Source organism: Methylobacterium sp. 37f, assembly GCF_023093475.1.
Taxonomy (GTDB): Bacteria; Pseudomonadota; Alphaproteobacteria; order Rhizobiales; family Beijerinckiaceae; genus Methylobacterium.
Window position 1 is genome coordinate 65,663 of the sequence record NZ_JAGHKN010000017.1, and the last position, 12,953, is coordinate 78,615.

Consider the following 12,953-nt stretch of genomic DNA (forward strand, 5'->3'; position numbering starts at 1 on the left):
CCGACCGCTCGTCGGCGCCGCGATCGGCCGTGCCCGGGGATACGCCATGAAAACGCCGGCCTCCTGCACCAGACATCGGCCTCCCGTCGTCGCCGAGCGAGTCATGCAGCCCCTTCGCTCCCCGATGTGCGGTCCCGGATCCCGCTTCGCCTTCGCTCTCGCCGCTTCCCTCATGGCTGGCGCGTTCGCGACAGGTGGCAGGGCCTGGGCCGCCGAGCCCGCCTCCGTGCCGGAGCCCGCCGCGGTGGCACCGGCCGTCACGGTGGTCGCAGCCGTGGAGCGCGCGGTGATCGAGCGCGCGGTGGTCACCGGAACCCTGGTGCCCCGCGACGAAATCCTGGTGGCTCCGGAGATCGAGGGCACCCGCATCACCGAATTGCTGGTGGAGGAGGGCGCGCAGGTGGCGCACGGCCAGCCCCTGGCCCGCCTCTCCCTCGAGATGATCGTGACCCAGGAAGCCGCCAATGTCGCCACCCTGGCCAAGGCGCAGGCCGCGATCATCCAGGCCCGCAGCCAGATCGTTCAGGCCGAGGCCGCGCAGGTGGAGGCGAACCTGGCGCTCGAGCGCACCCGCAGCCTCGTCCGCACCGGCAACGCCACCGCCGTAACCTTGGAACAGCGCATCTCGACCGCACAGGGCAACGAGGGCCGTCTCGCCGCCGCCCGCGGCGGCCTTCAGCTCGCCCAAGCCGATCTCGAAACCGCGCGGGCGCAGGGCGCCGAGATCGCCCTGCGCCGCGCCCGCACCGAGATCCGGGCCCCCGAGGCGGGGATCGTCAGCCGGCGCACCGCGCGGGTCGGTGCCACCGCCACGGCAGCCGGTGAGCCGATGTTCCGGCTGATCGCCCGCGGCGAGATCGAGCTCGAGGGAGAGATTCCCGAGGCCTGGATGCCGCGCCTGCATGTGGGCGACCCGGTCCAGCTCGATTGGGACGAGGGCCGGACCCTGCGGGGCCGCGTCCGCCGCATCGATCCGGAGATCGACCGCGCCACCCGCCTCGGCCGCGTCCGCATCAGCCTCGATCCCGACCCCACCCTGCGCATCGGCGCCTTCGCGCGCGGCAAGGTCGAGGTCGCCCGCCGAACCGGCGTCGCCGTGCCGCTCTCGGCGGTGCTCTACGCCGCCGATGGTGCCGCGAGCGTCTTCGTGGTGGCGAAAGACCACGTCGAAGCGCGCCGCATCGTTCCGGGCCTCGCGGCCGAGGGCTTCATGGAGATCCGCTCCGGCGTGCAGGCGGACGAGGCGGTGGTGGCCCGCGCCAGCAGCTTCCTGCGCGACGGGGATCGCGTCCGGGCCGTCGTCCCGCCCCTGAAGGCGGCCGATGCCGCTCCCCGCTGATCGGACCATCCCATGCGGTTGAACATCTCGGCCTGGGCGATCCGCAAACCGATCCCCTCGCTCGTCCTCTTCCTGGTGCTGGTCGTCCTCGGGCTGGTCAGCTTCCGCGCCCTGCCGATCACGCGCTTCCCCAACATCGACATCCCGATCGTGTCGGTCCAGGTCCTGCAATCGGGGGCGGCCCCGTCCGAGCTGCAGACTCAGGTCACCAAGGTGGTCGAGGACGCGGTGGCGGGGGTGAAGGGCGTCAAGCACGTCATCTCGACGATCTCGGAAGGCGTCTCCAGCACCACCATCGAGTTCCGCCTGGAGGTGAACAGCGACCGGGCGGTCAACGACGTCAAGGACGCCCTCTCGAAGGTCCGGGTGAACCTGCCCCGCACCATCGAGGAGCCGATCATCAACCGCGTCGAGATCGCGGGCCTTCCCATCATGATCTACGGCGCCTCGGCGCCCGCGATGACCCCGGAGGACCTGTCCTGGCTCATCGACGACGTCATCGCCCGGCAAGTCCAGAGCGTGAAGGGCGTCGGCGGCGTCGAGCGCCTCGGCGGCGTCGCCCGCGAGGTCCGGGTGACCCTGAAGCCCGACCGCCTGCTGGCCCTCGGCATCACGGCGGCCGACGTCAATCGGCAACTGCGCCTCACCGCCGCCGACATGGCCGGCGGGCGTGGCGAACTCGGTGGCCAGGAGCAGTCGATCCGGACCCTGGCGGGTGCCGCCAGCCTCGACACCCTGGCGGAGACCTCGATCATCGTGCCCGGCGGCCGCAAGGTGCGCCTCGACGAACTCGCCACCCTGGTCGACGGCTCGGAGGAGCCCCGCACCTTCGCCCGCTTCAACGGCGAGCCGGTCGTCGCCTTCGCGATCTCGCGCTCCACCGGCGCCAGCGACGCCGAAGTCGCGGTCGGCGTGGCCAAGCGCATCGCGGAACTCGGGAGCCGCTACCCGGGCGTGCGCTTCGACCTGATCGACACCTCCGTCATCAACACGGTGGGCAATTACCACTCGGCGATGCTGAGCCTCGTTGAGGGCGCCGCCCTGGCGGTGATCGTGGTGTTCCTGTTCCTGCGCGACTGGCGCGCGACCCTGATCGCCTCGATCGCGCTCCCGCTCTCGGTGCTGCCGACCTTCTGGGTGATGAGTACCCTCGGTTTCTCCCTGAACGCCGTCAGCCTGCTCGCCATCACGCTGGTGACCGGCATCCTCGTCGACGATGCCATCGTGGAGATCGAGAACATCGTCCGGCACATGCGCATGGGCAAGTCGCCCTACCGCGCCGCCCTGGAAGCCGCCGACGAGATCGGGCTCGCCGTCATCGCCATCACGGCGACGATCATGGCGATCTTCGCGCCCGTCTCGTTCATGAGCGGCATCGCCGGACAGTATTTCAAGCAGTTCGGCCTGACCATCGCGGCGGCGGTGTTCATGTCGCTCCTAGTGGCGCGCCTGATCACGCCTCTGCTCGCCGCGTATTTCCTGCGCGACCACGGCCCCGACCTGACGCGGGACGGGCCCGTCATGCGCGGCTACACCCGCGTGGTCGCCTGGTCGGTGCGCCACAAGTTCATCACACTGGTGCTCGGTTTGGCCTGCTTTGCCGGGTCGATCCTGTCGACCGGGCTGCTGCCGGCGGGCTTCCTGCCGGCGGAGGACGCGGCCCGCACCATCTTCGTGGTCGAGTTGCCGCCCGGCGCGCGCCTCGCCGACACCACGCGGGTCACCGACAGCCTGGTGGAACGCATCCGCGCCCTGCCGGAGGTACGCAGCGTCTTCATCGACGGCGGCCGCCAATTGCCGGGGAAGAAGGAGGTGCGGCTCGCCACCTTCACCATCAATCTCACCCCGAAGAACACCCGCCACCGCACCCAGAAGCAGGTCGATACCGCCGTGCGGGCGATCCTGCACGAGGAGCCCGACATCCGGTTCTGGGCCCTGCGCGAGGGCGGCCAGCGCGACGTCACCCTGATCGTTTCCGGCCCGGACAAGACCGTGGTGGCCGATACGGCGGCCAAGCTTCAGCGCGAGGCGGCGCGCGTTCCCCACCTCGTCAACGTGCTCTCGACGGCGCCCCTCGACCGCACCGAGATCCGCATCCGCCCGAAGCCCGGCGTCGCGGCCGAACTCGGCGTCTCCACCGATCTCATCGCCGAGACCGTGCGGGTGGGCACCATCGGCGACATCGGTGCGAATCTCGCCAAGTTCAACACCATCGACCGGCAGGTGCCGATCCGCGTGCAACTGCCCGAACGCCTGCGCGGCGACCTCTCGCAGCTCGAAACCCTCAAGGTCCCGGTGAAGGGCGGGGGGGCGGTGCCGCTCTCCACGGTGGCGGATCTCAGCCTCGGGCGCGGCCCCACCGCGATCGACCGCTACGACCGCGCCATCCGGGTGGCGCTGGAAGCCGACATGGAGGGGTCCGATGCCCTGGGCTCGCTCATCGCCGCGATCCTCGACCTTCCCACCGCGAAGGACCTTCCGCCCGGCGTGACCATCCGGCAGACCGGCGACGCCGAAGTGATGGGCGAGGTGTTCGAAGGCTTTGCCCTCGCCATGGGCGCCGGCCTGATGATGGTGTTCGGCGTGCTCGTGCTGCTGTTCGGCAACTTCCTGCAGCCGCTGACCATCCTGTTCTCGCTGCCGCTCTCCATCGGCGGCGCCATCCTGGGCCTGCTGATCTTCAACAAGCCGATCTCGATGCCGGTGGTGATCGGCATCCTCATGCTGATGGGCGTGGTGACCAAGAACGCCATCATGCTGGTGGACTTCGCCGTCGAGGAGATGGCGCGCGGGGTCGACCGCGTCACCGCGATCGTCGATGCGGGCCGCAAGCGCGCCCGGCCGATCGTGATGACCACCATCGCGATGGCGGCCGGCATGGTGCCCTCCGCCATGGCCCTCGGCATCGGCGGCGAGTTCCGGGCGCCGATGGCGATCGCGGTGATCGGCGGCCTCATCGTCTCCACCGGCCTGTCGCTGATCTTCGTGCCGGCGATCTTCATCCTGGTGGACGACCTGTCGCGCCTGTTCGTGCGTGTCTTCGGCCGCTTCATCGGCGCGGTGGACGAGCCGACGGAAGGCGCCTTCGCGCTGCCGGCGACGCCCTCGGCCAACGACCCGAAGCCGTTCCAGCCCCGCATCGCGGCGGAGTAGGGCGAGGCCAGCGACGCCGGGATGGCCCCTGAACGAAAACGCCCGGACCTCTCGGCCCGGGCGTTTTCGTCAGTGTCGCGAACAGGTTCGCTGCCGCGAACCCGAAAGCTTCAGCCCTCGGTGCGGGCCGCGAGGCGGCTTGCGGCGAAGCAGAGGCCGCCGGCGACGATGAACAGCACCACGAAGGTCTTCACAGTGGCGTAGAACAGGGCCGGCTCGATGCCCGCATCCGTATACAGCACGGCGCCGATGGCGGTGATCGGCAGGAGCAGGAGAATCAGGAGGGGGGTCAGCGGGTTGTTCATGCGGGTCTCTCAACCTCTGTCGGACCCGGTTCACCGGACCGTGTGGCGTTCACTGCCTTCCCCATAGCATCGCGGGGCGGTGCGCGCCAAGATCGTCTGGCCAAGCTCCTGCGGGACCGAGACGCTACGGCACGAACGAAGAAGCCCGGTCAGGCGGGAATTCGCACGGTCGCCCGCAGACCGCCGAGCGGACTGTCGTGCAGGGCGACGTCTCCGCCGTGGGCGCGGGCGATGTCGCGGGCGATGGAGAGGCCGAGCCCGGACCCGCCGGCATCCTGGCGCGCGTCGTCGAGGCGCACGAAGGGCTTGAACACCTCCTCCCGCTGATCGGCGGGAATGCCCGGTCCGTCATCGTCGATGGAGACCAGAAAGGCCCGGTGCTCGCGCCGGCCCGTGATCAGCACGGTGTCGCCGTAGCGGGCTGCGTTGGCGGCGAGGTTGAACAGGCAGCGCCGCATCGCGTCCGGCCGAAGCGTCACGTGGAAGGACGTCACGTCCGGGTGATCGTCCATTTCCACCGCGTCCACATGGGCGCCGAGGCGCTCCACATCGGTGCGCAGGTCCTCCAGCAGGGCGCGCATGTCGGTCGGCACCGCCGCCTCGCCCGAATCGCCGCGCGCGAAGGCGAGATAAGCCTCCAGCATCCGGCTCATCTCGTCGACGTCGCGCTGCAGGTCCTCGACCTCCGGGGTCTGCTCGACCAGCGCGAGGGAAAGCTTGAAGCGCGTGATGATGGTGCGCAGGTCGTGGCTGACCCCGTTGAGCATGGTCGTGCGCTGCTCCATCGCCCGCTCGATGCGTCGCTTCATCTCGATGAAGGCATGGCCCGCCTGACGGACCTCGCGGGCGCCGCGCGGCCGGAACTCGATCTCACGACCCTTGCCGAAGCTCTCGGCCACGGCGGCGAGACGCAGGATCGGCTTGATCTGGTTGCGCAGGAACAGGATGGCGACGCCGAGCAGCACCAGCGACGATCCACTCATCCACAGCAGGAAGATGTGCGAATTCGAGGCATAGGCCATGCTGCGCCGGGCGGTGACGCGCATCACCCCGTCGGGGATCGCCACTCGGATCTCGATGAGGCTGGAGCGGCCCACCGTATCGATCCAGTAGGGCCGGCGGATCTGGCGCCGGATCTCGTCGGAGAGGGCTTCGTCGAGGATCGAGAAGAACGGGCGCGGCCCCGCCGGCGGGAGCTTGGCCCCTTTCAGGATGTCGACGTCGAGGTTGAGCCGGTCGTTAGCGATCCGGGTCAGGGTCTCGGAATCCTTGTCCTGCGGATAGCTCTCGTAGATGTCGATCAGCGCGGCGACATCGGCCGTGACGGCGGCGGAGAGACGCCGCGTCACGAGCTGCCAGTGCCGCTCCATGAAGGTGTAGGCGATCACCGATTGGAGCAGCACCACGGGCGCGATGATGATGATCAGGGAGCGGGCATAGAGCCCCTTGGGCAGCACGTCGCCGATGGCGCGGCTGAGCAGCCGCCACAGGCGGGCCGGGCGGGGCAGGGCGGCGAGACGGGTCGCGGTGCGCTGCAGGAGGCCGGAGGCGGCCATGCGGATCAGTCGATTGCGAGGCGGTAACCGACGCCCCGCACCGTCTGCAGGAACAGCGGATTGGTCGGATCGACCTCCGTCTTCCGGCGCAGACGGTTGATCTGCACATCGATGCTGCGTTCGGCGGCGAGGCCCCCGCTCCCGGCCAGCGCCTCACGCTCCACGTTGGCCCCACCGGCCTGCGCCAGGATGGTCAGGATTTCCCGCTCCCGCTCGGTGATGCGGATGGTCTCGTCCTCGCGGCGCAGCTCGCCCCGGTCGATGCGATAGGAGAACGGGCCGAAGGTCACGGTGTCGTGCCCCCGGGCCCGGCCGCCATCGTCGCTGCGCCGCTTGATGATGTTGGACAGGCGCAGGATCAGTTCGCGCGGCTCGAAAGGCTTGGGCAGATAGTCGTCGGCACCGATCTCGAGACCCATCACCCGGTCGTTGGGGTTCGAGCGGGCGGTCAGCATCAGGATGGGGACGCGCGAGGTCTGGCGCACTTCGCGGGCATAGTCGAAGCCGCTCTCACCCGGCATCATCACGTCGAGCACCAGGGCGTCGAAGACGAAGCACTGTGCCTTGATCCGGGCCTCCGGGACGTTGCCGGCGGACGTCACCCGAAATCCCTGTTCGTAGAGGAAACGGGACAGCAGTTCGCGCACGCGGCGGTCGTCGTCGACCACCAGGATGTGCGGCGCATGGTCGGGCAGTTCGCTGCCCAGGCGCGGGCTGGGCGCGGCCATCAGGCGGCGCTCCGGGTGCGGCGCGCCATGAGGCGCCGGACGGCCGCGCGCGCGTCGGGTTCGATCATGCCGAACAGGAAGCTTTCGGCCGAGAGCGGCCGCTCGCCGCCATGCTCGGAATCCGTCAGCGCCCGTGCCACCCGGCGGCTCTGCAGCCGGATGAGATCGCCCGCGAGGTCGGCACCGGCGGCGGTGCAGAACAGAAGGCGCTGGCGGCGATCGTTCGTGCCGGTCTTCTGCGCGATGTAGCCCTGCTCGATCAAATCCTTCAGCACCCGATTGAGGCTCTGCTTGGTGATGCGCAGGATATCCAGAAGTTCGGCGATCGTAAGACCCGGATAGCGATCGACGAAATGCAGCACGCGATGGTGCGCCCGCCCGAAGCCATACTGGGCCAGGATGCGGTCGGGATCACCGACGAAATCCCGGTAGGCAAAGAACAGGAGCTCGATCAGATCGTCACCGGAGCCTGGGGTCGGCAGCTTTGCATCGGGATCGGCGTCTCGCATCACGGGGGCACTCACGTCGGGGGCGACCTCGATTTATGTCAGTGATGTTGACATGTTCCAGCCCCCCGATGAACCGTCAAGTCTCCTGGTCGAGAACAACACCGGCTGGATCCGTCAGGCGATTCCGGCCGGCGTCCCGCGTTGGCCGAACCAGGCTCGGCCGGACAGCACCGCATCAGCGTGTGGAACCCTGCACCGAGACCTGGGACACTTGCCTGGGACACTTGCCTGGGACACTTGACTACGGGACACGGCGATCCGCAGCGCGAGACCGCTGGAACCCGTCTGCGATCGCCGCGTTCACAAGAACATTTCGTGAACTCGAGGAACACACCATGGCCAAGACCCAGCATGCCGAGTCGGACACCAACCCGAAAACCGACCCGAAGGACACCTCCAATCAGATCAAGGATCCGAGCCAGTGGACCACTGGCGGCGAGCCGATGACCGGCGCGCAGGCCTCCTATCTCAAGACCCTGTCGGAGGAGGCGAAGTCGCCGGACTCGTTCGACCCGGACCTCGACAAGGCCGAAGCTTCGCAGCGGATCGATGAGCTGCGGAAGGAATCCGGCAAGGCCTGACGGGCGCCGACCCGCGACCCCCAGGACGGACCGGGCTGTCGCGGGCATTCCCCCGACGACCCGGTGCCAGCCGAAGACCCGGTGCCAGCCGAAGATTTCGCCACCGGCAAAATCCTTCCGAAAGAATTTTTCGGAATTTACCTCCGGGCTCGCCCATCAGCTTAAGGCCTCCGCAAGAAAGACCCTTTACCCATCAGCCGGCTAGGCCAGACGAAAGACACGATGCGACCATGACCGATCTGGTATCCAAACGAGCCAGCCTGCGGTCATGGACTGCCAATTCCGCCCTCGTCGGACGTTTCCTCAAGAATACGACCGGTTCTACGGCGATCGAGTACGGCCTAATTATGGGCTTGGTCTTCCTAGCGATCGTGACGGCGATCCATTACATGGCCGACCAGACCGCCGCGATGTACACCTATATTGGCAGCAAGCTCGTGAGCTAGTCGTCCTGATCCCGCCGACCGGCCCTCAGCGGCGGCCTGGCCCCCCAGCCCTTGGGGCAGGCCTCGAAGGATCTCCGGAGACGGAGGTTTCGCGGGGTGCAGAATCAGCGTCGATTTTCTTCGGGGCCTGCCAGAACGTGTCGAACAGGCGTTGCATCGCCCGCGCGTTCTCCTGCTGCACCTCCAGGCCGGTCTGAAACATCTGCTGCATTAGATCGAAGCCTGCATCTGCGCCGGGCTTGCTCTCTGCATTGGCCTGGGCCTTCGCGGAGGTTTTCGCCGAAGGCGTCGTTGAGGTCGCAGCTGTCGGGATGCGTGCCGGAGCCGGACGAAGTGGCGTCCGGGGTGCGGGTGCAGCGCTCACGCCCAGACCACCGCCCGTCAGAAAGGCTTGCATCATGTCGGACCAGGCATTGGGCGAAAATCCGAACGGATCGGGCATCGCACGGGGCGCCGGCGCGGGCTGCGGCGCCTGATTGATCATCACGTGGACGATGCCCGCCACCACCATGCCGGCCATGACGGGCAGCATCTGCTTCAGGGCCGGCATCGCCACTCCGCTCACGGTCGCCGCCTGCTGAAGCACCGCCTGGCTGAGATGGGGCGACCCGAAGAGCTGCTTGACCAGCATGTCCATCTGCGACGGCGGCGGCGGCGCGGCAGGGCCGACGAGGTTGAACATCTGGGCGAAGCCCATCGGGTCCTGGGCCGCATTGCGCTGCAACCCCATGGTCAGGGCCGGCAGAAGGGCCTGCATGGCGCGCAGACCCTGTTCCTGCGACAGTCCGAATTGGGGCCCGAAGCTCTGCAGCCCCCCCCCCGGAAACCCGAATCCCGGAATCGCCGAGCCCTGAGTCTGGGCGCCCGCCTGCGCCTGGAGAATGTCGAACAGGTTGAACATGGCGGCCTCGCGGACGAACACAGACGATCCCGGACGACGATCCGGGAATGTCCCATGGAGCGGGACTCTCCGATGGAGTCTGTCGCATCCGGCCAGCACTGACCAGCCCGGACGCCTCATCGCCGCCCGATTCCGGGGTGACGGGGGCGGACATCAACCTGTTTGTGACCCCGGACCCGCCGATGCGCTTCGCCGCGCCCCTGATCGAGGCGCGCCTCGTGCGTCGCTACAAGCGTTTTCTGGCCGAGATGGCGCTGGCGGACGGGCGCATCGTCACGGCCCACTGCGCCAATCCGGGAGCGATGCTGGGCCTCACGGCGCCGGGCGCGCGGGTCCTGCTCTCCGAGGCCCGCAGCCCGACACGCAAGCTCGCCTTCTCGTGGGAGCTGGTGGAGGCGGACCTGCCGGGCGGGCCGCAATGGGTCGGCATCAACACGATGCGGCCGAACGCCCTGGTGGCGGAGGCGTTCGCCGACGGGACCCTGCCGCCGCTTGCCCGCTACACGGCGCTGCGCCCGGAAGTCCGCTACGGCCGCGCGAGCCGGGTCGACTTCCTGGCCTCCGGGGAGAGCCCCACCGGTGCTCCTGTTCCGGCCTGCCACGTGGAGGTGAAGAACTGCCACCTCATGCGGGTGCCGGGTCTGGCGGAGTTTCCGGATTGCGTCGCGGCCCGGAGCGCCCGACACATGGCCGAGCTGGCCGCCGTGGTGGAGGCCGGAGGCCGGGCCATGGTCATCATCGTGGTGCAGATGTGGGCCGAGCGTTTCGACACCGCCCGCGACCTCGATCCGGCCTTCGACCGCGCCTTCCAGGCCGCCCGTGCGGCGGGTGTCGCCGTCCATGCCCATCGCTGCCGGATCGACCCGGCCGGCATCACCGTGGCCGATGCCATTCCGGTGCTGTAGCGCGGCGCATCCGGGCAAAAGGCCCTGCCGTCAGGGCGTGCGCTCGAAGATGAGGTTCAGGCGGGTCTGGGCGATCCGGCGGTAGCCGTGCTGTTCCAGCAGGGCGGGCAAGTCGATCTGCCACTGGTCGATGCCGTTCTCGACGATGAGCAGCCCGGGATGGAGCGAGGCCGGGGCGGCGCGCAGGAACGGCTCGAGGATCAGATCCTCCGCCCCCTCGACGTCGAGCTTCATGGCATCGATGCGCTCGATGCCCTCGCCGCGGGCGAGGTCCAGCAGGGGCAGAGCCGGGACGCGGATCTGAGCGCCCTCGTTGGTGCCGACGATCTTCAGGCTCGATTCGCCCCGGTTGCGCGGATCCACGAACAGGGTCAACTCGCCGGCCTTGTCGGCGACGGCGCAGGCCACGGCCTTGACCGTCCCGAACGGGTTCTGACCGATGTTGTAGGTCAGGCGGTCGAACACGTCGGGCTGGGGCTCGACGGCGAGGATGCGGGCGCGCGGCCCCGCGAAGGCGGCCACGAACAGCGCATAGGCGCCGATATTCGCCCCGATATCCAGGAAGGTGCAGCCCGGCCGCAGCTTCGCACGCAGACAATCCCGCTCCTCCGGATCGAAGAATTGCGGCGTGAAGAGCACCTTCTTCTCGCAGTTGTTGTTGTAGGGGTAGAGCCGCATGCGGGCGCCATAGCGCTCGACATCGAGAGGCGCCCCGCGGAGCAGGCCGATCGCCACGCGGCGGAGGAAAAGGGCGAGGCGCCGACCCGCCCAGCTGCCATAGGAAAGCCGGCCCGTCTGCCGGGCAATGCCCGCGACGAGGCCGGTGGGAGCGTAGGTGCCGAAGGGCTGGAAGTCTTTCATCGCGCCTGCTGATGCCAGCGCGGGAGCACGGCGGCAAGCGGTGGCGCCCGCGGCGCGGCGAACGGCACCTGTGGCAGCGCCCTAGGAGGTCGCAGCGATGCGACGGACACGAGCCGTGATCGAGGCTCATCGCTGCGAGACGGAACCGGTTCATCTCAACCGACGAGCGATCCGACGGGCTGAGGCCAGTCGCAACCTGTTCCATTGTGGCAACACCACGACCCAAACCGCGGCGCGCAGGTCTAATCTGCCTCAAAAGTAGGCGGATGCACAAAGGATAGCTTTGCCGCGACGCAGGTACTTTGAGACGTTCAATGCAACATCGATCCCGCCTCAGAGTTCCCCAATGACCATCAAGCAACCGCTCCTTGCTCTTACGGCCATCCTTCTCTCCTCGGTGTGTGCCTACGCCGCCGATCTGAGGGCGCCCGTAGCTCCGGCTCCGATCCCGGCGTCCTGCAAGGCTGAAATCACCTTCCCGGCCTATGGCGGCATCATCAAGCAGAACCCGAACCCGGCCTGCCTGACCATTGGCGGCTTCGGCGACATCTATGTCGGCGGCGCGGTGACCGGTTACTTCTACACGCAGCCGAACCAGTACACGTTCTCGCCCGCGCCTCTGCCGAGCGATCGCGCCGGCCGCGTCGACGTCTCGAACCTGATGGGCTTCATCCAGAAGGCTGACGGGCCGTTCCAGTTCTATGCCGCCTTCGGTGCCTACTCGATCCCGGGTCTCGGTCTGCCGATCTACGGCACCTTCGATCAGACCGATCTGCTGTACTCTCCCGCCCCGATCGTGTTCGGCAAGTACGTGATCAACGACAACTGGTCGGTCCAGGGCGGCCGCATGCCGACCCTGATCGGCTCCGAGCTGCCGTTCACCTTCCAGAACCTGAACATCTCGCGCGGCCTCCTCTTCAACCAGGAGAACGTGATCAACCAGGGCGTGCAGGTGAACTACTCGGACGGTCCGTGGGCGGCATCGTTCGCTGCCACGGACGGCTTCTATTCGGGTGAGATCAACTGGGTCACGGGTGCGATCACCTACAAGATCGACGCCGCCAACACGGTCGGCATCAACGGCGGCACCCACTTCTCCACCTACACCAACTTCGACTTCGTCAACCCCTTCGGCCGCCGCGGCCTGCGCTACCAATACGCCACCCCGGCGGCTCTGCAGAACAGCAGCATCATCAGCGCCAACTACACCTATGCCGACGGTCCGTGGATCGTGACGCCCTACGTCCAATACACCAACGTCGAGAGCAGCGTGGTGCTCGGCCTCGCCGGTGCCGAGACGATCGGCGGCGCACTTCTCGCCAGCTACGCCTTCACCGACAACTTCGCCCTGGCCGGCCGCGTCGAGTACATCAGCCAGAGCGGCAACCGTGGAAACCCGTTTGGGCAGACGTCGGTCCTCTACGGTGCCGGCAGCTCGGCCTTCTCCTTCACCGTCACCCCGACCTTCACCTTCGACCGCTACTTCGTCCGCGGTGAGTTCTCGACGGTCCAGCTCTACGACATCACCCCCGGCCTCGGCTTCGGCCGCAGCGGCCTGAAGACCTCGCAGGAGCGCTACATGCTCGAAACCGGTATCACTTTCTGATCCTCGCGATCCGACCGGTCTGACGAAAAGCGGCGGCAGGGGAAACCTGCCGCCGCTTTCTGT

At 68.1% G+C, this 12,953-nt stretch carries 12 protein-coding genes; 6 read left to right on the forward strand and 6 right to left on the reverse strand.

The features are described from left to right. Positions 1–172: 172 nt before the first annotated feature. Complete coding sequence (locus J7U37_RS13510) at positions 173–1,339, forward strand: efflux RND transporter periplasmic adaptor subunit (protein ID WP_247636062.1); 1,167 nt, start codon at positions 173–175, stop codon at positions 1,337–1,339. Positions 1,340–1,351: 12 nt separating this feature from the next. Next, entirely contained in the window at positions 1,352–4,492 is a 3,141-nt protein-coding gene (locus J7U37_RS13515) for an efflux RND transporter permease subunit (RefSeq protein WP_247636046.1), read from the forward strand. A gap of 110 nt (positions 4,493–4,602) precedes the next feature. Here J7U37_RS13515 and J7U37_RS13520 read toward each other — a convergent pair whose 3' ends face one another. The 4 genes from J7U37_RS13520 to J7U37_RS13535 form a co-directional block, all read right to left on the reverse strand. Further along, positions 4,603–4,797: a hypothetical protein gene (locus J7U37_RS13520; protein WP_056182889.1), complete on the reverse strand. Its 195-nt coding sequence runs from the start codon at positions 4,795–4,797 to the stop codon at positions 4,603–4,605. A gap of 149 nt (positions 4,798–4,946) precedes the next feature. Further along, on the reverse strand, positions 4,947–6,353 hold the full coding sequence (locus tag J7U37_RS13525; RefSeq protein ID WP_056182891.1) for an ATP-binding protein: 1,407 nt from the start codon (positions 6,351–6,353) through the stop codon (positions 4,947–4,949). A gap of 5 nt (positions 6,354–6,358) precedes the next feature. Next, positions 6,359–7,081, reverse strand: coding sequence for a response regulator (locus J7U37_RS13530; protein WP_056182895.1), 723 nt, complete (start codon positions 7,079–7,081; stop codon positions 6,359–6,361). Next, the gene (locus tag J7U37_RS13535; RefSeq protein ID WP_247636063.1) at positions 7,081–7,590 is read right to left on the reverse strand and encodes a MarR family transcriptional regulator; all 510 of its coding nucleotides are present in this window, start codon (positions 7,588–7,590) and stop codon (positions 7,081–7,083) included. Before J7U37_RS13535 ends, J7U37_RS13530 begins: the two co-directional genes overlap by 1 nt. 335 nt (positions 7,591–7,925) lie before the next feature. On the opposite strand from J7U37_RS13535, the gene J7U37_RS13540 reads away from it, so the two are divergent. Continuing rightward, complete coding sequence (locus tag J7U37_RS13540) at positions 7,926–8,171, forward strand: DUF3072 domain-containing protein (RefSeq protein ID WP_247636047.1); 246 nt, start codon at positions 7,926–7,928, stop codon at positions 8,169–8,171. A gap of 230 nt (positions 8,172–8,401) precedes the next feature. Then, the gene (locus J7U37_RS13545) at positions 8,402–8,617 is read left to right on the forward strand and encodes a Flp family type IVb pilin (RefSeq protein ID WP_247636048.1); all 216 of its coding nucleotides are present in this window, start codon (positions 8,402–8,404) and stop codon (positions 8,615–8,617) included. Positions 8,618–8,642: 25 nt separating this feature from the next. On the opposite strand, the gene J7U37_RS13550 is transcribed toward J7U37_RS13545, so the two are convergent. After that, positions 8,643–9,518, reverse strand: coding sequence for a DUF937 domain-containing protein (locus J7U37_RS13550; protein WP_247636049.1), 876 nt, complete (start codon positions 9,516–9,518; stop codon positions 8,643–8,645). Positions 9,519–9,700: 182 nt separating this feature from the next. On the opposite strand from J7U37_RS13550, the gene sfsA reads away from it, so the two are divergent. Continuing rightward, entirely contained in the window at positions 9,701–10,423 is a 723-nt protein-coding gene (gene sfsA / locus J7U37_RS13555; protein WP_247636064.1) for a DNA/RNA nuclease SfsA, read from the forward strand. Positions 10,424–10,453: 30 nt separating this feature from the next. On the opposite strand, the gene J7U37_RS13560 is transcribed toward sfsA, so the two are convergent. Beyond that, a complete protein-coding gene (locus J7U37_RS13560; RefSeq protein ID WP_247636050.1) occupies positions 10,454–11,284 on the reverse strand; it encodes an FkbM family methyltransferase in 831 nt (276 codons plus the stop codon). A gap of 346 nt (positions 11,285–11,630) precedes the next feature. On the opposite strand from J7U37_RS13560, the gene J7U37_RS13565 reads away from it, so the two are divergent. Further along, entirely contained in the window at positions 11,631–12,890 is a 1,260-nt protein-coding gene (locus J7U37_RS13565) for an outer membrane beta-barrel protein (RefSeq protein WP_247636051.1), read from the forward strand. Positions 12,891–12,953: the final 63 nt, after the last annotated feature.

Coding starts and splice junctions, on each gene's coding strand:
- J7U37_RS13565 (WP_247636051.1), top strand. CDS start 11,631: ATGACCATCAAGCAACCGCTCCTTGCTCTTACGGCCATCCTTCTCTCC.
- J7U37_RS13535 (WP_247636063.1), bottom strand. CDS start 7,590: ATGCGAGACGCCGATCCCGATGCAAAGCTGCCGACCCCAGGCTCCGGT.
- J7U37_RS13510 (WP_247636062.1), top strand. CDS start 173: ATGGCTGGCGCGTTCGCGACAGGTGGCAGGGCCTGGGCCGCCGAGCCC.
- J7U37_RS13540 (WP_247636047.1), top strand. CDS start 7,926: ATGGCCAAGACCCAGCATGCCGAGTCGGACACCAACCCGAAAACCGAC.
- J7U37_RS13515 (WP_247636046.1), top strand. CDS start 1,352: ATGCGGTTGAACATCTCGGCCTGGGCGATCCGCAAACCGATCCCCTCG.
- J7U37_RS13530 (WP_056182895.1), bottom strand. CDS start 7,081: ATGGCCGCGCCCAGCCCGCGCCTGGGCAGCGAACTGCCCGACCATGCG.
- J7U37_RS13525 (WP_056182891.1), bottom strand. CDS start 6,353: ATGGCCGCCTCCGGCCTCCTGCAGCGCACCGCGACCCGTCTCGCCGCC.
- J7U37_RS13550 (WP_247636049.1), bottom strand. CDS start 9,518: ATGTTCAACCTGTTCGACATTCTCCAGGCGCAGGCGGGCGCCCAGACT.
- J7U37_RS13520 (WP_056182889.1), bottom strand. CDS start 4,797: ATGAACAACCCGCTGACCCCCCTCCTGATTCTCCTGCTCCTGCCGATC.
- J7U37_RS13560 (WP_247636050.1), bottom strand. CDS start 11,284: ATGAAAGACTTCCAGCCCTTCGGCACCTACGCTCCCACCGGCCTCGTC.
- sfsA (WP_247636064.1), top strand. CDS start 9,701: ATGCGCTTCGCCGCGCCCCTGATCGAGGCGCGCCTCGTGCGTCGCTAC.
- J7U37_RS13545 (WP_247636048.1), top strand. CDS start 8,402: ATGACCGATCTGGTATCCAAACGAGCCAGCCTGCGGTCATGGACTGCC.